The following is a 19,286-nucleotide window of genomic DNA, read 5'->3' as shown; positions in this document are numbered from 1 at the left end:
GCCCAAGGGCGCTGGGGCCAGCAGTTTCGACCAGCTCAGCTGGATTGTCCAGGCCCGCATCACCGCGTTCCGCGGCGTCTTCCGCGCCTGCGGCAACCGGATAACCACTGTCCGTTCGTTCTTGTCACGCCCCGGCCGCGCCCGTGAGACCGGGGCTCAGCACTTGCCCTGAGTACCGTCAACCATCCCGCTCCCCGGAGCGGTTGCCACGTACGCGGACAGTTGTATGAGCCGCAGGCCACGCCTTCATCGCTCCTGCAGGGGGATGCCGTATTTCTATATGCGGCGCAACGTCCTCGAATAAGATGCCAGGGGCTTGTTGACGGACCTTCAGAACGGGTGATTGATGTCCGGTGTCGACGCTGCCTTGCAGCAGATCGTGCGTCTGTGTAGAGAGGTCAAGCCCGCTGAGGCCCAAGCCTTGGCGACTGAGCTGGTGGAGGGTCTTGCCGCCGCTGAGCTGGAGGCTCGGGAGCCCCAGCTGCGGACTGCTTTTGAACTGGCTTTCTTGAAGAAGCGCAAGAGCGCTCTGTTGGCCTTGCTCGACGAGAAATTGCACGGCCCCGCACCCAAGTCCGTCGCGGCGCCCCAGGTGCTCGCGCAGGCGGAGGGCAACTGGCTGGAGGAGTTCGAGGCGGCACTACAGGATCTGAGCGACCGGCACATCTTCCAGTGGTCCACCTACTACCGGGACCGCCTCGCAGAGGACTTCACCTCCTTCCTGGACCGCATGATGGACCCGGAAGAAGCAAAGACGCTGCTCCCGAAGATCTTCTCGGCGTTGTCCCGCCACGCTGACGACATTTTTCAAAGGGGCTTCAACTACCAGATTCGGCAAGGCGAGTCTGAGCAGTACGGCCTGATGAAGTCGCTCAACGGTCTGCAGCGGTTCTTGGACCTCCCCATCGAGTTCTATTCCACTCGCCTGCAAGCGGCCACCGACCTCGACTCCGCCCGCCGCCTACGTGCCCTGAACTCCTGCATGTTGTCCGCCATCGTCACGGGGTACGCCCAGGTGGCCTTCGGAGGCCGTACAGGCCGGGAAGCTCTCCTGGAGAACGGGCGGGTCTGGTTCCACACGCTGCCCTTCCTCGTCGCGGACGACATGCGCCTGCTGCTGAAGCGGATCGGCCGCAATCACATTGTCGACGGCCTACTGCGCAGTGCCCTGCCCACCGTCTGGGCCTTCGACCGGCTTGGCGACAATCGTCAGCATGTGCCGTTGCCGGCCCTCTCTCAGTTCTCGGTGGCCGAGCACAGGCTCGACATTTCACTGCGGCCGTCGACCCGGTCGCCTTATCAGCAGATGATCGAAGTTCAGTGCTATCTAGACGACGGCTATGTCAATCAGCGTGATCTGGAAGAGGCCTACCGGCGAGGAGTCGCCGCCGTAGTGACGCCCCTCCCGTCCGACCTACGCACCTTCGTCGAGCAGGACACGCGGCTGAGTGCGACCCTCGTGGCCGTCCGGCGGGAGCCCGGCTTCGAGTCGGTCCCGCAGACCCGGGACCAGGTGCTTGGGCTGCTCGTGGCCCGCTCCTACAGGCAGGGCACCACCTCCGTGCGCAGGCGGCCCCTGCAGCACAACTTCGCCAACGACTTCCCGCTGGAAGAACCCTTCAATCTGCGGTACTACCGCGTGCACCGGCACAGCGTGCACGACCTCCTTCGGACGTTCGAGAGCCGTAACGGTGTACGGCTCTGGTGCAGCGTACGGCGCAGCGGTAAGACCACCGCGGGCTTCGATCTGGCGTCCACGACGGGGGACGCGGCCGTGGTCAGCCAGACTTGTTCCTCGACTGGGGAACTGGCTAACGACAGCGTCTGCTACGACCGTATCTGCGCTGCGGTGGACGAAGGCCTCCGTATCCCCGCTACGTTCTTCGCCGACCTCGTCAATCATTGTGCGGACGGAGCGCCGACCGACCGTGGACGTACCGTGTTCGTCCTCGACGAGTACGAGAGCCTATTCGGGGAGCTTCGGTCAGCTCTGCAACGCGACCCCGGAATCAGGTACACAGTGGTTCAGCCTCTACTGAACCAGATGGTCCGGTTTGCGCGGGAGAACCTATTGGTGTTCCTCGGGCAGCAGCCCGACGCACACTTCATCCTGATGGAGCAGAACCAGCTCAGTCCGCTGGTACGGCAGGACGCCTTCCCCCTCTTCGCACACGAAACAGGCGCAGAGGCAAGTGAGTTCGCCCAGTTCACGCAGAAGGTGTTGGGCCCGCAGGTGTCGCTCGACGCGGCTTTCGTCGACGCCATCTACGCGGAGACAGCGGGGCACCCGTACCTCACGGTGAACCTGCTGCGAGACTTCGGCGCCTTCCTCATCGAACAGCAACGGCGCCAGTCGGACCTGCACTTCACGCTGGAGGACGCCATGCAGTTCTCCCAAGTCCGGCTCATCCCGAGCCACATCAGCCGCAGTCGCGAATACGAATTTTTCCGAAGAGCTGCCTCGCAGGCCATGGGCGCGGGGGAGGGGCAGGATACCGCGTGGCTGCGCGCCGTCTACTGCTGCCTAAGCGAGATCGTGCGCGCGTCGCCGAACAGTATGCGGTGCAGCAAGAAGGACTTCGAGGACATCGTTGAGCGGCTCGGGCCGTACGCCGCCATCAGCGCCGACCGCTTGCTGTCCAGTGCCACGCAAAGCAACTTCCTCGACAGCGACGGCGAATGGGTGTGGTCCAAGATCCGCTTGCTTGGTCGTATCGCGGCGATAACGCAAGGAGACGTGAACGCATGAATCCCACCAACCAGGAGAGCACTGCCAGCATCACGAACCCCAATGCCTTCGCCGACGAACAGATCCCGCCCGACAGCCTCGCCGCCGCCATCAGAACCAGGCTTACCGCGTCGGCCAGTGAGCTGAGCGGGTTCTGGTTCCAGGTCCTGGGGAACCGGAGCGACTACGCGCGAGAACTACAGGAACATCTGGCCGGCGACCCCGTTGTGGTCCTGGTGGTGCGCAGGGCCCCCTTCGACAACGTCAACGCCGTACTCGATGACTTCGTCGTGCTCCTTGAGGAAAACCAGGAGGTGTGCGAGAAACATCTGGTCGGCGATGCTGCCACCGAGCGGCGCGCGGTGGTGCTGCTTGCTCGCAATACCCTGCAACTTCCTCAGATTTCCTCTCCGGTGATTCTCCCGGCATGGTTCCCGCGCCTCGGCGGTCGGACGGCCTCGGTCATCATCGAGGACCTCACCTGGCGCGCCGAATCCCCGCTCAACGTGGCCGGAGCTGCAATCGGGGATCTGTGCCAACTGCTCTTCGACCTGGAAGGGGCGCTGCTGGAGCGGCTTCAATCGGTATGTGTGATGAAGAAGGCGGAGACCGACAGCTTCTGGGACCAGGTACACCGGGGAGACAAGGAGGTTCACGGGTCCTTCGCTGACTTTCTCGACGGTGTACGACGCACACGACACGAGGTGCACAACCCCACCTCGTACCGGCCCAGTGTGAGGGAGGGAAGCTCTCTGGTGGCCAGGATCTGGGGCAAAGCTCAGGCCACGTCCCCCGACGGCCTGGGGAAGGTTGGAAAGGCTCTCGCACGGGCGCTGGCGCTTCCGGAGTCGGTGGAAACGTCTTGGCACCGCAGCATGGTCGCCGTACTCTTCCGGCCGTCCTCTGGCCCGCTGCCGGAACAACAGGCCTTCGCCACCAATATCTTGGTCACGATCGGGGCCGCGTGCCAGATGATCACCGCGGCATCACACGCAGACGCGTACCCAAGCTACCCCGTGCCACTGATCCGGTCTATGTCCTTCGATCTCCGTCAGGGACTGGCAGGTACGAGGAGAAACCTCATCGCCTTGGACCACTACACCGGCTGACCAGGGCCACCCCGCCGTCCTGCAAGCCGTTTGAACGGACGGCGAGTCGCCACGACATGGGATATGTGCGTGGTGTGAACGACGGACCGCGGCTTGCAGGCCTCCTCCGCCCGTCAATTCCCCGACCGCCGCAGACGCACCAAAGCAGGTTTGGTCATGCCTCGGCGGTGCGTTCCCACGCGCCGCTGTAAAGCTGCGGACCCCCAGCGCGGGGCAGGACCTTTACTCCTCGGATGCAGTCCGCGTCCCCCCTCCGTGTTTCGTCACTCGTGGACGGCACTGGATGCGAACAGCTCCGTACGTGAACGCCGGGTCGGTGGCCTTGCTCGACCAGATGTACGCCTCGCCCGGGTGGAGTTGAGCGAGTTTCTCGGCGGTGAGGCCGGACAGGGCTGCATTCGCCTTCTGTAGGTGCTTGAGCCAGGCCGGGGAGGTGAACTTGTGCAGGATGATGTGGTTGGAGAGCTCGATCAGCTGTACGGGGACGGACGGCGGGTCTTGGCTCGCAACCAGGATGCTCATGCCTTTGTGACGCATTTCGCGGACGGACTCGACTAGGCCGGCCACGAGGTCGGGGCTGTCGATGTACTTGTGCGCTTCATCGAAGACGACCAGTTTGTTGAAGCGGCGGTCGCCGTCGCGGGCATCGGCGAAGAGCTGCATCAGGACGACGAACAGGCCGAGGGCGTCGTCCTTTTGGATCAGGTTGTCGCGCAGGTCGACGATGACGAGGCGGCCGGGACGAATGAGGCTGGTGAGCTGGACGTTGTCGTCGATGTACTCCGCCGCCAGGTCCAGACGGTCCTCGGCGAGGTCCTTGATGTGGTCCGGCATTCGGGAGCTGGCGAGTTCTTGGCGGATTGTGTCGAGGGTCAGGTTGTTGCGGTGCTTGCGGATGGTTCTGGCGATCTGCTTGATGTACGTGGATTGGTTTCCGACGGCGCCGAGCAGGAACGTCCAGTGCTCAGCCTTGAGTTCGGCGGAGGAGAACGCCAGGGGGTGTACTTCGATCCCTGGGTATTGCGCTCGGCGATCGTCGACCTGGGCCTCCGGCGTGAGGAGGAGGACGTCGGTCAGGGCGTGCGGCTCGGCACCGTAGCGCTCCTTGAGGGCCGCGAGTTGGGCGCTGTCGTCGTTGGGGTGCACCATCGAGGTGAACTCGGGCGCGTAGTCCTGGGACTTGCTGTAGTGGAAGATCACCGTGGCCAGCGGGTGCGGCAGGACATTGATGGGCGGGGCCGGGAGCGATGCCGCTTCGATGATGCTGCCCAGCGTGTAGCTTTTGCCGCCGCCCTGGACGCCGAACAGACTGATGGTGTGGGTTTCGTCGAGGTCGAGGGAGACAGTTCGGCCGGCGGCTTTCCCAAGGACGCCGTGCTGGGGTGAGGGACGGGCGACGCCCAGGTAGATGTCCGGACGGTGGGAGCCGGGGGCGTCTGGGCCAGGTGGTGGAGCAGCGGGGGCCGGAACGTCCATGGCGGGAGTGTTGCGGAGTTCCTGCAGGCTGGGTGCGGTCGCCTCGGGGTGCGGTGTGTCGGGAACCACCGGCTCCGAAGCGGTGGGCACCACGGGCAGTCCGTGGTCGTTCTGCGCGCTGATAGGCGGATCAGGAGTCGGCTGAGGTGACGCCGGCTCCTTGCCCGAGTGTGGTTCGGGTTCTTCCTCCGGTGCCACTGGCTGAGCGTCGTCCGCGCGGAAGGCCGCGTCGGCGAGTCGCGGGACCGAGAGTGTGAGCCGGGCGAGCGTCGGAGTGGTTGTGGCGTCGTCGTCCGGCGCCGAGGTATCCGCGTCCCCCTCCGTGGGCTCGGCGTCGTCCTGCAACTCCGGTCCGCCCGGTCGTACCGTCGGGATCGCGTCGATGAGTTCGGTAATGAGGTCGTGGCCGATGCGGTGGAACTCCACCTCGCCGTCGGTCTCCTGGTCGGTGCCAGGGCGGGCGAGGTCGAAGATCAGGCCGCTTTGGGTGAAGCGGAGTTGGTAGCCATCGTCGAGGCTGTCCAGAACCCGGTGGGCTGCCGTGCGGCTGCTTTGGTTCAGGGTGCCGTGGCGGGCGGCGCGCTCCACGTAGAAGCGGAGCATGGAGGCGAGGGTGAGGTTCTTGACAGGGCGGTCGACACGGTCGGGGGTGGTGAGGTTCGGGTCGAAGGACTCGGAGAGTACGGACTGACTGCGGGCCAGCTGTTGGGTGACCTTGACTTTGAGCCGCTCGTAGGCGCCGACGTCGTCGAGTACGGTGTAACACTTCACTTCGACGAGACGGCAGGTGACGGTCCGTTGCATCCCGTCGAGGTGGAACAGCGCGAGGTCACTTCGCTGGAAGGAAAGGACGTCGCCCAGTTCGCGGGCCTGACGGCGGGCCTCCGCGTACAGCTCTGGGTGGGCGTCGAGGGGCACGACGATCTGGTTGTGCAGCACGCCCTGGTAATCAAGATAGAGACGGGCCAGGGACAGGCCGAGGACCTCGGTGCGCTGGTTGGGGGCGGTGGATGCCAGCTTGAAGGCCAGGTTGCCCGACAGCAGTCGGAGCTGGTCGAAGAACGTATTGAGGTGACGTTCCGCGACATCGAGCCCGTGCTGCTGCGCCGTCGGCCCGAGAAGGGTGCGCAGTTCGTCGACCGAGTTGGAGCTCACCATCATCTGGTGGGCGAGTGAGCTGCCTTGCGCGGGGGCGTAGTCGATGACGTACTCGGGCCTGCCGTGTCGTCCGGCGTTGTCGAAGTACTCCAGCCCCAGCGTGCGGTCAATGGTGACGACCCAATCGCCGGACTGGTGTGCCCGGTAGAGGAGATCGCGGGCATCGGTGTCGAGGGACAGGACGGTGCAGGGGACGCTGCGCAGTGCCTGGCCGGCGGTGGCCACGCATGCCGCGGCCGTGTCCAGCAGGGCGGGCAGGCGGCCCATGAGGTTGGTGAGGTCTTCGGCGTCCTCTATGGCGAGGGCCGTGCCGTGACGTGGGGCGGTGCGCCAGACGATCTGCTGGTCGTCGTCCTCGTACGTGGAAGCCGTGGCCTGCACCAAGCCGTGGACCGGCGCGTGGGTGATGGGTCGACGTGGTGTGGAGGCGTGTTGTTCGCCCCCGAAGGCGTCGATGAGAACGGTGAGGTGGGCATCGAACTCTGTCGGCCGCCGGGTGAACTCGTCCACTGAGCGTACGGAGTGGACGAGTTTGGCCGTGCGGGCCGGACCGATGGTGTGCAGGAAAGCTTCGGCCTCGGCGGAGGAGATCTGACTCTGCGCGTTCTGCAGATCCGTCAGGGCGGCGCCGGTCTCGGGCGCCTCGGGGTCGGTGACACACAGGCGGATGTCGTAGGTGAGGTCCCGGGTCGCGGAGCGGCGCTGCAGTTCGAGCAGGGCATCGGCGACGATCTCGGCTCGGCCCGCGTTGACGACGTTCATGATGAGGGTGGTGACGTACGGGTGCAGACGGACGTATCGCTCTATGCGATCGGCCAGGGCGACGCCGGACAACGCGCCGCCGCCACTGGTTGCGGCGGCAGCGCTTTCGGGCGGCAGATTCAGGGCAGTGGCCAGCCGACCGAGCAGTCCGCGGGGATCGGCGGTTTCACTGGGCAGGTACGCGCCCCAGTACGGGGTGAGATTGTCGGCTGCGGCCATGAGCCGTCCGTCCTGACGCGGGACCGTGAACGGGAAGCCGAGCGGTGCCAGCGAGGCGAGTAGCGACTCCCGTACCGACAGGACGGTCTTTTTGTCCCCGGCGGCGAGACGGCTTGTCCAGGCCAGCCCGAGAGCCGACCAAGTGGCCAGCCACAGTGCCCGCAGCGGGTGGGTGGGGGCGACGAGCAGAACGGTGTCACGTCGGCCTGTGCCGTCGCTGAGCGTCGCCGCCACGCAGTCGATCTGCTGGATTCGGGCGAGTGCCTCCAGCGCGCCGGCCCTGGCGGTATCCGTTGCTCTTTCGACCTGGAGGGCTGCCGCGTCGACGAGTTCGACGTACGCCTCGGCATAGGTGGCGAGTTCATAGCGCACCTGCTCGAAGTCGATCGCCTCGCTAACCAGGAGCTCGGCAGCTTCGGCGGGGCCGGTCGCCGTGCCGGTGATGGCGGTGAAATACGTCTGCCGTGCGGCGACGAAAGCGTCGTACGCCTCGCTTGCTCGGCCCATCAGTGTGCGCCCGAGATCCGCGTCATTGCCGTCGTGCAGTTGAGCACTGCCGTCCGGGTGCAGCAGCATCCGGCGCAGACCGGTGTCGTCGGGGTGGGCAAGGAGGTGCTGCTGGGCCTGGACGAGTAGCGGGGACAAACGGATCTCACCGGTTCCCGCGGCGTGGACCTTTGCGCTGAGTGTGCGGTGCGGGCTGCGGGCGCTGGACGCCTTCCAACGGATATCGGTGGCGGCGACCAGAGTCGGGTCATCTCCCGTCGCGAGCGCGTCCAGTTGAAGAGAGCGCAGAGCGTGAGTGAGGCCGGGAAAGCGTCCCGCGCTGCGCTCCGGCGGCTCCTCGGCCTCCGCGTCCGGGACGACGTAGAAGCGTTCGCTCTCGCCGCCGGGCAAGTCATGGGCGCCGGGGGTGACGTCGAGAGGCTCACCCTGCGCGTCCAGCGGGACGACGCGGATGTAGTGCCATCCCTCCTCCCAGTCAATCCTGTTGAGGCGTCCCAGTGCCTTCTTGTACTCGGGCTTGGCGGTCTTGCTTTTGCCGACGTGGGCAGCCCGGCCGATCGGGCCGCCGCTCTCGGAGACGATCTCCACACGGAACTTCTCCAGCCCTTCCACCTTGCGGGGGTCGGGCTGCACGGCGAAGCGTGCGGTGATGTCGCGGACTCCCTTCTCCCCGGTGAGCAGGTACGGCTGGCCTGCGATGGCTGCCAGGGCCGGATAGTCCTTGACGTGCTGAGGGTTGTCGCCCGCCGAGGGCAGGCCGAGTTCGCGGACGTCGATGGAGACGGTGGCGCGGCGTCGCTCATCGATGCGCCAGTTGCCGAACGACAGACCCCAGTTTTCCTTGTCGACGACGATGCGTCGCGTCCAGGAGGTGGGCTCTTCCAGGCCGCACCGGCTGGCGAAGGCGGCGAGCCGGGTGGCGAAGACGCTGTCGATCAGGCCGAGGTCCAGGACGCGCTGCCGTTCGGAACGCGGTGAGTCAGTGAGCTTGCGTACCAGGCCGTAGTTCTTGTCGACCCGTTCCCGTACCAGGGAGGGGTGGGTGAACAGGTCGAAGTCCGGTACGAGGCCGAAGTGGTAGACCGCGGCACCGGCGACCTGGTCGCGGTAGGCATTGGCCTGCAGGGTGAGGAGGTACTGGGCGAGGGCGCGATTGCCCGTCCGCCATCCCTCCGTACGGTCGCGGACCGAGGCGAGCAGTTCGTCGACGGCAGGACGCAGCCGCTCGGGTACCTGGTCGAGGAGGTAGTCGACCAGAGAGGTGTAAGCGTCGCCGAGCGGGATCTCTTCGAACGTGGCGATTCCGAAGGAGTCCTCTGCACTGACCCGGATACCGGGCGGCACGAAGACCAGGAGCGGGCCGGGCAGGGAACCTTCGCCCTCGCTGCGATTGCGCAGCTCGACCAGCTTGGTGCTGCTGACACCGACGTCGTGCAGCGGACCGTCAGGGGTGAGGTCGTCGGCGGGGCAGAGCAAGCAGACCGTGGCCTCGGGGCCAAGCGCGCCGCGCAGCCGGCGCACCAGAGAGGCGGCGAGCTCGGGTTCGACCTCGGTGACCCGCATGCAGTGTCCGGCGTCGCGTTCTCCGACGAGCTTGGTCAACTGAGGTACGAGAACACCTTCGAGAGCCTCTCGCAGGTCCTTGGCGGTGATCTCGACCAGGCCCGTTGTGCCGGCCGGGGTGGTGGTCATCGAGCGGTGACTCCCGTCCGTGGCGTGGCGCCGATGGCATACCTGGGGGTGATGGTCTGAGTCAGGTAGGCATCGGACATGTCCTGGTAGTAGCCGATCTCGCGCAGCCGGTTGAGGAAGGCGGCGGAGTTGGCGCGCAGCGCTGCCTGGTCGTCCAGGTGGGCGCCGGTGAAGCCGTCGCCGTCGGGCAGCCGGTCGATGTACAACCCGTACCGGGAACGCAACAGGGCGAGGAACGCGTCCACCCGCATCGGGGCGGTGGCCAGATTGCCGCTGCCGTCGGTGCTTTCACGCAAGAGCGCCACCTGCAGGAGCACTTCAAGAAGCCGACCGTCGAGGACGAACCGGCGGGCGGCGTCCGCGCCACCACCGCGCGGCTGGGCCAGCAGAGCGCCAGGACGATGCTTAAGCAGCATCGAATCGAGACATTTCACGAACTGGCCCCGGTAGTAACGCCCGCGATAGTGCATGAGCATTTCGGTGTACTCGTCGAACGGGCCGAGTCCGAGCTGGATGATCTGCTTGAGCTCGGGTGGGAGTTCATCCTCCTCATCCCGCACCCGGTTGACACGCTGGAGGAAGAAGGCGTCGCGCTCCTTGCTGCGCTTCTTGTCCAGGAGCCGCAGCGCTTCCTCCGGGGTGAAGTAGTTTCGGCCTGCGGGTCGGCTCAACGTGCCCGCCTTGGCCAGGGACTCGGCGAAGTCGTCGAGTTTCTTCACCTGGTAGGTCGCCTGGATGAAGCGAGGGATGCGCCGATACCAGATGTCCGCGCTGTGCTCCGCGAGGGCGGCGGACGCGGTGCCGGGCGAGCCGTCCGCGTCAAGGAAGAGTCGCACTCGGTACGGGCAGCGGTCCGCCGCGGCTTGCGAGCCGTGGCCGCCCCGGCAGGTGGCCGGCACCGCGGCCGTCGAGACGGCCGCGGGCAGCAACTTCATCATCCGCAGGTGATACAGCGCCAAGTGGAAGGCGAACAGCGTCTTGAGATAGTCCACCAGCACGGTGCGCGGCATACGGTCCTGGTGATATAGAAGCCGCATCACGTCTTGGCAGAGCAGTTGCGCGGGCTCGGCACACAGCGGCGGATAGGGAGTCCGGGGTTTGCTCGTGTCCGCCTGGTCCCGGACCTTGCGGCCCGCGAGCTCGACCAGATGCAGCAGCGCCTGCGTCTCCACGTCGGTGTCCGGCCCCGGGGCGATGGTGCCTGTGGCCCGGTCGACATCGGAGAAGAAGAACTCGCGCAGTCCCTTCAGCGCGCCCTCATCAGCGCAGAGCATCTCGTACAGCTGCTCATCGGCCCCGTACGGGCGGGATTTGCGGCTGTTGCGGAACCGGTAGGTGAAGCCGTGCAGCGGCCTGGGCGCGGCCACCGCTTCATCGGCCCTGCCGCGGTTGACCATGTCCATGAGGTGGGTGACGGTCCAGCGGGTGGTGGTCTCTCGGTCGAAGCCGGCGAACACCTCGGGGTGCTCCAGGAACAGCTTGACGAACACATCGACGTCGAGCGTCGACGTACGGCTGATCTTGCTGGGCATGCCCTGGTGCCATAGCCGGGCGAGCAGCGCGGTCAGTACCCGGTCCATGTCCAGCGGCTTGTAGTCGATCCGGCTGACACCCGGGTGGTGAAAGGTGCCGAGTGATCCCGTCAGCGCCATGCCGTCTCCTCCGCCCCGTCGGCGTGGTCCTCGTCGTCCGTCTCGCGCGCCGTGACGGGTGCCAGGTCTTCCATGTGTAGGACGCCGTCCTCAGTGCGGTGGACACGGCGCAGATCGTGCCCGTGCGTAGTGAGGAGCACCTCCTGATACGGGACCGCGGCCAGCCGGTTCTTGAACACGGCCAAGGCGAGCTGCTGCCCCTGGATATCGGCCACCGAGGGCCGGTACCCCTGACCGAAGCGCTGCAGCAGCTCGAACAGATCGAGCCGGATATCCAGCTCTGCCGTACCCCCGGGTCTGCCCTCGGGATCCTGGTAGCTCAGCCGTAGTGCCGTGCGGCCGGATTCGACATACGCGGGGGCGGGTGGATCCGCAGGCTTCAGCTGGAACCCCTGCGCGGGGAAGTGCCGGTAGCTGCGGATGAGGCCGCCCGTCACCTCACGGACCTTCAGAGCCAGACCCTCCCCGATCCGGTCAGGAGCTGTCAGCCCTTCGCCCCGGTTGAAGGCACGCAGCACCATGTTGCGCTCGACGTCGACGGCGACATCGGTACTCAGCAGTTCCACGAAACGCAGCACCGACGTGTACGGCAGCATCCGCTGGGCCCGCTCCTCGTCGTGGAGCTCGAAGTACAGCAGACGGCGCGCCGCGTTGAGGTAGCTGCGGTGGCCGGACCCCTGTCCCGTCTGTTTTTGACCCCCCTGGCTCGACCGGCCGAGCTCGGCGAATTGCTGTTCCAGCAGCACCCGGTCCCGGCTTCCGCGCCCATCCACGGTGACCAGCGCACCGTCCTCCAGCAGCCCGGCATAGTCAAGGCGGCGATCAAGGCGCGGCTGCGGTATGGCGGCGACATCGGCCGCCCTCAGCAGGGACAGCAGCCGGTCACGTTCCCTCGGACTGCCGTCCTCGGCCGGGGGAGTGCCGAGGTGCGCGGAGAAGTAGAAGCTGTCCAGGATGCTTCGGGCGTCACCGGCGGCGTACAGCTGGTGGATTGCGCTGCAGTCGCGGCCCGAGGTGAGGGTGTACGCCAGCGCCGAGCGCAGGTCGCGCAGAGTGATGTGCAATTTGCCACGCAACTGCGTGAGTTCGTAGAGCCGACGCAGCCGCCGCATCACCTGGGGGCCGGCGGAGGGGTGTTGGAACGTCTGCGCGTTGTGCCGGGCGTAGCAGGTGGCGGCGAGGTCACAGGATGCGCAGTCCTCCCAGAACCTCTCGTGCGTCATCCGTGTGAGCATCCGCTCGAGCAGCGATTCACCGTCCTGCGGAGCGCCGCCACCGACCTTCGGTCGGGCCGTCACATCACGGGCGTTCAGGTTGACCACGGCGACCGACTGCCCCGTGTCCCGCCCGTCCAGGCCCAGGTTGACGAGTCTGGCGAGGTGCGGAAAGCGGTCGTGGTGGTGGCTGAGGAAATCGATCAACCGCCCTTCGTTGACGGCAATCAGTCGCGTCTCGCCCCCGATGCCTGCCCAACCGGACTCGTCCGGTCCGGCGAACGGCGCGAAGAATTCCTCCAGGACGTCGTCCCCGCCCACTTCGCCCTCGTCCTGGCTGCCGTCGTGGTTAGTACGGAACCGGCGGCCGTCCAGCGTGAAGTCGCTGCCGTTGGACCGCCGGGGCTCGAAGTCGGCGCCCAGCTCACGGGCTTGGCGTTCGAACCGCTCCAGGAACGCGGTCTTTCCGTCACCGGCGTTCCCGGTGACGATGACCAGCGCGTGTTCCCCCCGCCGCAGCGCGGGCACGAGATCACTGTCCAAGGCGGTCTCGACGTACACCGACATGGCATGCGGGTCGAGGCCCCGCGTGCCGCGGTTGCTGCGCCGACTCTGGCTGTACAGGGTCTGCAAATGGGTGACGAACGGGTTGGTATTGGGTTCAGGCGAGGGAGGTTCCTCGGAGCCGCCCCCGGATGGCGGCGAGGGAGGCATAACCGGTAGCTCGGGTAGGGGAGGGGGCACCGGCACATCCCGCGCCGACTCCAACGTCCGCAGCGCCTCAAGTAGTTCCTCGGCGGTCGTGAACCGCTCACCGCGGTACGGAGAGATCAACCTGAGCAGGATTTCGGCGAACCCGGGGGCGAGATCGCCGAAGCCGCTGTAAGCGACCCGGGGATCGATCGGCGGGACACCGGGGAGCGGAGACCTCGCGTCCCACGGGTACTGCCCGCCGGTGAGCGCCTCGTACAAGGTGACCCCGAGCCCGAACAGATCACGGTCGACGTACCCGGAGGCGTTGGCCGGCACCTGGTCCAGATCGGGCGGACTGTAGCGGGCGCTGGTGTAGGTGTGGCCTTCCGAGGAGTCGGCGGTCTTGGCGATGCCGAAGTCGATCAGTTTGACGCCGTCGTCGGTCCACAGCAGGTTGCTCGGTTTGATGTCGCAGTGCCACACCCCGAGATCGTGAATGTGCCGCAGCCCGCGCGCGGTATCGACGGCCAGCCGCAGCACGTCCGCCGCGCCCATGCGGCCGCCGCGGATCACCTCGGCGACGTCCTTGCCGTCGACGAACTCGAAGACCAGATATGGATACGGGTCAGGGGCAGGCAGCCGGTCCGCGTCCACCATGGACACCACATTGGGGTGCGGTGCGCTCTGCAGCCGCTGCAGTACGTCAGCTTCGCGCTTGAGCCGCTCAAGGACGGAGTCACGGTCCCTGAGGACCAGCTTCACTGCTCGGTCGACGCTCCTTATGGTGTCGTACACCCGGTAGGCCACGCCGAATCCGCCGGGGCGGCCCAGCCGATGGCGTACCAGGTACTTGGTGCCGAGCTGGAAATCAGGGGGCAGGGTCTTGAAGAAGTCCGCCCCGCGTGGTTCGTCCGAGCCGCCGAGTCGATCGGCGGCGGGCTGCTGTGCGGGGCGAGCAGCAGAGGATCCGATTCGCCGGGCTGGGGCCTGGCGTGCGCCGATCGCTAGGTCAAGGCGGCGCAGTGCCTCCAAGGCACTGGGTCTGGCGGCGGGATCACTCGCGCACAGCGTGCGGAGCCAATGCGCCAACTCCACCCTGACTCCGGCCTGTTCAAGCCCGTCGTCCGGCAGTCGGCCGCCGGCCTCGGCCTGCTCGGTCACCGAACCGAACGGCAGCTCGCCGGTGAGCAGTTGATAGCCGATGACACCGACCGCGTACACATCCGAGGCCATCCCCATGGTGGACGCGTCGGCCTGGCATTCCGGAGCGAGATACGCCGGGTCGGCGACCTGCCACGCCTCCTCCAACACCGTGTGCCCGCGACGCTGCGCGGTCTTGGCGTACTCGAAGCCGGTCAGCATCGCCCGGCCGTCCTGCGCGATCAGGACCGTTGCCGGATTCAGTTCGCGGTGCGCGATTCGCCGACTGTGGGCGTGCGCGAGTCCCTGCAGGACATGCCGTACGGTACGCAGCTTGGCGTCGGCGGTCAGCGGGTCGGCGGCCCCGGTCAGATGCAACTTCAGCGCATGCCCAGGGGCATCGTCGAAGACGGTGACGTACACGCCCCGGTCCTCGACGGCGAAGAAGTCCCGCACCCCCACGACGTTCGGGTGCGCGGGCAGCTTTCCCAGTGCCTCGTAGGCGATCCCGATCCGTTTCTGCTGCCGCAGTCGCTCCGCCTCCGGGGCGTACGGGTCTGCCTGGCGCACCTGAAGCCGCACGGTGCCCGAACCCTGCACGGCCAGGGCGTTCTTCGCCCGGTACTCGTCCAGTACGTCGGCACCGTCGGCGTACTGGGACTCGCTGAGCCGCTCAATCACCTCCCAGCTGCCGAACCTCAGTGGCCCGGAGGGGGCGCGGGAAGAGCCTCGCACCGTGTTCACGATCGCTGCGTGATGGGCGGAGATGTCAGTGTCGAACCGCCGAGACGACACTGGGATTTGGGTGATGTCCGCCAACCGACCGATCAGGTCGGGCAGGTTGATGGTCGCCTTCGCGTCACGCTGAGCGGGTGTGTTGTCCAGCAGAACCGCGTCTGGGGCCGGGAGGACGACCAGGGCGTGGGTCCAGAGACGGGACAGCGGCAGATGCGCGGATTCCAGGGTCGTCTTGAGCTGCTTGGCGTGGCTCTGCAACTTGGGCACCGGGCTGCGGAACGGAGCCCGCCGCGCCGGATACCAGCGGCTGCCGTCGGCCTCGATACGGCCACGGGTGCCCTTGACGTCGATGACGTACACCGCGTGCCCGGTTACTACGACGAGGTCGACCTCGAACAGGCGGTTCCCGTGTGGGATTTCGACGGAGTGCAGGACCGTCCAGTCGTCCGGCGCGTGATCTCGCAGGTGCGCGATCACACGCCGCTCGGCATCGTTGACGGCCTCCCCAACAGCAACGATCCTGGCACCCATCAGCCAGCGGCCTCCTCGACGGCTTTGGTGAGCAGCGCGAGCGCCTTGTCCTCAAGAACATCGGCTCGGTCGCGGCATTGGTAGGCGGAGCGGACTGTGGTGGCGATGCGGTCGCGGTCTTCGGGGGGTGCGATCGGGATCGGGATCGCCGCGCGCAGGGCCTCGTGGATGTCTTGTTGTTTGCCGCCGACGCTGAGCGATCGCAGGACGCGGAACGCGGCCTCAGAACGGAAAAAGGCGAAGAGGTAGGCGCCGGGGATGTCGGGGGTGCCGCTGACGACGCGGAGGAAGTGCTGCGTGTACGCGTAGTTCAGCCACTCACCTGTGACAAAGATCGGTCGACAGAACACCTCGTTCTCACCGAGCGTGCCCTGTGCTGCGATCATTACAGTCTCGTCTTCAGCGAAGATGCCACGCGGGGCGTGGGAAGGGCTGATCCACCGTCCCTCGGGACGCAGCCAGAACCCTTGTCTCTGGCCCACAAGCTGTACGCCGTTCTCCGGGTCGCTATCGACGCGCTTGAACCGGACGCCTGACCCGAGATGGCCGCCCAGGCAGATCTCCCCGAGCCGTTGGCCGGGTACCGACCCCAACATCTCAATCAACCGCTGAGCCCTCGGCGCAAAGTTCAACGCTCGCAGGGAAAATGAGCTCAGGTTCGCGACCTCGAACCCGAGATCTCGTTCCTGCTGATGCCACTGCAGCTCGTTCAGCTCGGACAGCCCCGTGCTGTCGAAGAAGTCTTTCGTCGCGGCGACGAGTTCGGCCTGATGCCGAGCGCGCAGGGCCGCGCTCTTCTCTACCAGTTCATGGATTTCGGTCTCCACCCGCTCACTGAATCGCGGCACCGGAAGTCCCGTGATGTGGTGTGGCTCGATGTGCTTGACGGCCGAGCCATACACCGAGCCACGTACGAGTGCTTCGCCGAACTGGCTGAGCAGGAACGCATACAGGTACCCCGACTTGATCTTCTCCGGGTCCGGTTCGACCTTGAGCGTGTCCTGCGAAGACCAGACGCCAGCCATGTCCGGGCGGACGTACGCCCGCCTTCCGGCATTGAAGCCTGAGCACGAGATCAGTGTCATCCCCGGCTTGAGTTTCAGATATGCGAGCGCCGCTGATTCGGCATCGGCCTTCCGTAGCCGAGGCAAACCAGTCAGGTCGGCGGCCATCATGTCCTTAGTCCCGAGGAATGGCACGCTGTGCTTGGGGTCGGTGAGATAGACCCGGCGGAACATGGGGCCGTTGAAGATTCCCCCGTTGTGCCCGACTGTCAGGCTTGCCAAGGGCACTGTCTCCGGAAGCCGTTCCAACAGCTTCTTCACCTTTAGCGCGCCCGAGACGTACGGCGAGGCATCGAGCCGGAGGCCCTGATCTCGGAACCAGGCGGACGTCACCGGGTTCGACAGCTCGGCGATCTTCACGTGCCTGCCTCCGTGCCCTGGCGCGGGTCGGCACCCGGCTCCGAGTACTTGGCCCGGAACTCCCGGTACTTCTCCGCGATCACCGGTAGATCGTTGTCGATGACCGGCTTGCTACGGCGCAGCGGACGTACGACTTCCTTGCCACGGATGCGCAGGCGCTCCTGCTCGACCGAGGTCTCCACCACGATCTTTCCGTCAGGCTCTCGCTTGAACAGGTCGTTCCCGCGCCGGTCGAAGCCGACCTTCTCGGCGACCGCCATGAAGACCGGATAGTCCTTCTCCGTGCGGAGCCGGTGGTTGCGGATCTCCTGGTCCGTCTTGCGCTTGAGGAAGAGCAGCGTGGTGAGAATGTTGACGTTTGCGTCGACGACGAAGGTCTCCACCGGGAGCTCGACGCTCGCGAGGACCCAGCAGTGCTCCAGGATGTAGCGGCGGATCGCCTCGTCGGTCGGTCCAGGGTTCGACAGGATGCCGTTGGGGAGGACGATGCCGATACGGCCACCGGGCTTGACCCATTCGATGGCGCGCTGGATGAACAACTGCTCGGGGGCCATGCTGCCCGGCCGACTGGTGAGGCTCTCCTCGATCTCGCCGGTCTCCTTATTGCGGCCCCAGGACTTGGCGATGCCGTCACGGAAGGAGCCCAGGACCGACTCGTCGCTGACCGGGATGTCCGCGCCGAACGGAGGGTTGGTGAGTAGGACGTCCACGGTCTTGCCGAGCGGGATCTTCTTCTTCGCCTCCTCGACGCCCGAGAGGTGCCCGCGAGGAAAGCCGAGGGAGTCCATGTGGAAGATGTTCCCGGTGGTCTCCGCGAGCGTCATGATCGCCATGGTGGTGGCGCGGACCAGAAAGGGGTCGAAGTCCGCGCCCATCAGGTGCTTCTCCGCGTACTCCTTGAGCTTGTCCCGGTAGCGCTCGCGCTCCTCGTCGTTGTCCGGGAAGCCGTATGTGCCGGCTTCCTTCTTCCACGTGTCGCGCAGATGCTTGAGCGTGGCCTGGAGGAAGCCGCCGGTGCCGCAGGTCGGGTCGAGGACGGTCTCGTAGTCCTTCGGGTCGAGGATCTCGACCATCAGATTGACCGCCCCGCGCGGGGTGAAGTACTGGCCGCGGTCGCCGCGCAGATTGGTGCCGACAAGCTCCTGATACGCGATGCCCTTGGCGTCGACGTCGGTGCCGCTCAGGTCGTACGAGGCGATCTCGCTGACGATGAAGGCCAGCGCCCGATCGGACAAGGTGATCTCGTCCGTGGGCTTGAAGACGTCCTTGTACTCGCGCTTGACGTCCTCGAAGAGCTCCCGGACGCGGGCGCTGATCGCTGCCCGGCCATCCGGATCGAACATCTCCTTCAGGCCGGTGTGAAACCGGCCGTGACCGGTACCCCGGCTGACCCGCTCGTCGTACATCTTGGCGAAGAGTAGGTAGAGGAACTGCCAGAAAGCGGCATCCTTCGGCATGCCCTCGTTGCCGTGGATGTAGTTGTGGCAACGGCGGAACGCAATCTTGAGGCGCTCCGGCTCTGCCCGGCGCAGCCGCTGGTGCGAGGCGACGGTGCGGCTGCCAAGAGTACCGTCGGCGACGGCCCAGTCGCTGCGGTCCTCGAAGTCCGCGCCGAAGTCGCTGACCACCTTCTTGAGGAAGAAGTAGTCGACTCCGTCCGTCCACATCCCGTCCGCGCACAGTGGACGGTCCTCGTTGCCCATCAGCTCCTGGAGGGCTTCGAGGTCCTTCTCCGCTTGGGCCGGTTCACGGATCTTGACGACATTCTTGCCCCTGCCCTTGGGCTCCGGCTTACAGATCACCACCCGGCGCAGATTGGCAGTGATGTGTACGGCACCGGACTCGAAGATCGCGATGTCGGCCGTCTTGGTCCGCTTGCGCTTGGCACCCTCTTCGCTGACGGTGACGCGGAAGTCACGCGCCATGTCGGCGGGGTCGATCCCGTGCTCGTGGACCAGGGCGCGGGCGGTGCGCTGGCGGACCTTCTCCTTCTCGGTCTCCTTGATCGCCTCGCCGGTGATGTAGTCGACGATCTGCCCCTCTTCCAGGGCCGTGACCTGGGGCTGAGTTTCCTCCGCCGTGGCTGCCCGGCCCGCACCGTCTTCCGACTGCTGTGGGATGCCCAGGTCCAAGGTCAGTTCCTCCATCGGCGTACGACTTCTTCCCAGTGCTCGGTGGTGCGTGCGATGCCCGCTGCTCTCGGGCCGTGTCCGTTTCACAGGCCCCTCCGGTAAAGGCAGGCA

The 19,286-nt window shown here is 66.2% G+C and carries 7 protein-coding genes; 2 read left to right on the top strand and 5 right to left on the bottom strand.

What is annotated here, in order from left to right; genetic code table 11:
* Nucleotides 1-346 precede the first annotated feature (346 nt).
* Entirely contained in the window at nucleotides 347-2,749 is a 2,403-nt protein-coding gene (locus K4B79_RS14660) for a hypothetical protein (protein WP_232027012.1), read from the top strand.
* Nucleotides 2,746-3,837 carry a hypothetical protein gene (locus tag K4B79_RS14655; protein ID WP_232027011.1) on the top strand — a complete coding sequence of 364 codons (1,092 nt, stop codon included), beginning with the start codon at nucleotides 2,746-2,748 and terminating at the stop codon, nucleotides 3,835-3,837. The genes K4B79_RS14660 and K4B79_RS14655 overlap by 4 nt, the downstream gene beginning before the upstream one ends.
* 222 nt (nucleotides 3,838-4,059) lie before the next feature.
* Here the strand turns inward: K4B79_RS14655 and mads8 are convergent, their stop codons facing one another.
* The 5 genes from mads8 to mads2 are packed head-to-tail and all read right to left on the bottom strand — an operon-like array spanning nucleotide 4,060 to nucleotide 19,190.
* Nucleotides 4,060-9,651: a methylation-associated defense system ATP-binding protein MAD8 gene (mads8, locus tag K4B79_RS14650; protein WP_232027010.1), complete on the bottom strand. Its 5,592-nt coding sequence runs from the start codon at nucleotides 9,649-9,651 to the stop codon at nucleotides 4,060-4,062.
* The gene (gene mads7, locus K4B79_RS14645; protein WP_232027009.1) at nucleotides 9,648-11,303 is read right to left on the bottom strand and encodes a methylation-associated defense system protein MAD7; all 1,656 of its coding nucleotides are present in this window, start codon (nucleotides 11,301-11,303) and stop codon (nucleotides 9,648-9,650) included. The genes mads8 and mads7 overlap by 4 nt, the downstream gene beginning before the upstream one ends.
* The gene (gene mads6 / locus K4B79_RS14640; RefSeq protein ID WP_232027008.1) at nucleotides 11,294-15,619 is read right to left on the bottom strand and encodes a methylation-associated defense system protein kinase MAD6; all 4,326 of its coding nucleotides are present in this window, start codon (nucleotides 15,617-15,619) and stop codon (nucleotides 11,294-11,296) included. Before mads6 ends, mads7 begins: the two co-directional genes overlap by 10 nt.
* On the bottom strand, nucleotides 15,619-17,043 hold the full coding sequence (gene mads5, locus K4B79_RS14635) for a methylation-associated defense system restriction endonuclease subunit S MAD5 (RefSeq protein ID WP_232027007.1): 1,425 nt from the start codon (nucleotides 17,041-17,043) through the stop codon (nucleotides 15,619-15,621). The genes mads6 and mads5 overlap by 1 nt, the downstream gene beginning before the upstream one ends.
* Nucleotides 17,040-19,190 carry a methylation-associated defense system DNA methyltransferase MAD2 gene (mads2, locus tag K4B79_RS14630; protein ID WP_232027006.1) on the bottom strand — a complete coding sequence of 717 codons (2,151 nt, stop codon included), beginning with the start codon at nucleotides 19,188-19,190 and terminating at the stop codon, nucleotides 17,040-17,042. The genes mads5 and mads2 overlap by 4 nt, the downstream gene beginning before the upstream one ends.
* Nucleotides 19,191-19,286: the final 96 nt, after the last annotated feature.

The sequence above is a fragment of the Streptomyces lincolnensis genome, from assembly GCF_021173675.1.
GTDB classification, from domain to species: domain Bacteria; phylum Actinomycetota; class Actinomycetes; order Streptomycetales; family Streptomycetaceae; genus Streptomyces; species Streptomyces lincolnensis_B.
Note: the sequence above shows the minus strand (reverse complement) of the source record. Positions and strands in the feature narration are given on the sequence as shown.

What these genes read in the sequence shown, in the direction of transcription:
- mads2 (WP_232027006.1), bottom strand. Translation starts at nt 19,190, where the DNA reads ATGGAGGAACTGACCTTGGACCTGGGCATCCCACAGCAGTCGGAAGAC.
- K4B79_RS14655 (WP_232027011.1), top strand. Translation starts at nt 2,746, where the DNA reads ATGAATCCCACCAACCAGGAGAGCACTGCCAGCATCACGAACCCCAAT.
- K4B79_RS14660 (WP_232027012.1), top strand. Translation starts at nt 347, where the DNA reads ATGTCCGGTGTCGACGCTGCCTTGCAGCAGATCGTGCGTCTGTGTAGA.
- mads6 (WP_232027008.1), bottom strand. Translation starts at nt 15,619, where the DNA reads ATGGGTGCCAGGATCGTTGCTGTTGGGGAGGCCGTCAACGATGCCGAG.
- mads7 (WP_232027009.1), bottom strand. Translation starts at nt 11,303, where the DNA reads ATGGCGCTGACGGGATCACTCGGCACCTTTCACCACCCGGGTGTCAGC.
- mads8 (WP_232027010.1), bottom strand. Translation starts at nt 9,651, where the DNA reads ATGACCACCACCCCGGCCGGCACAACGGGCCTGGTCGAGATCACCGCC.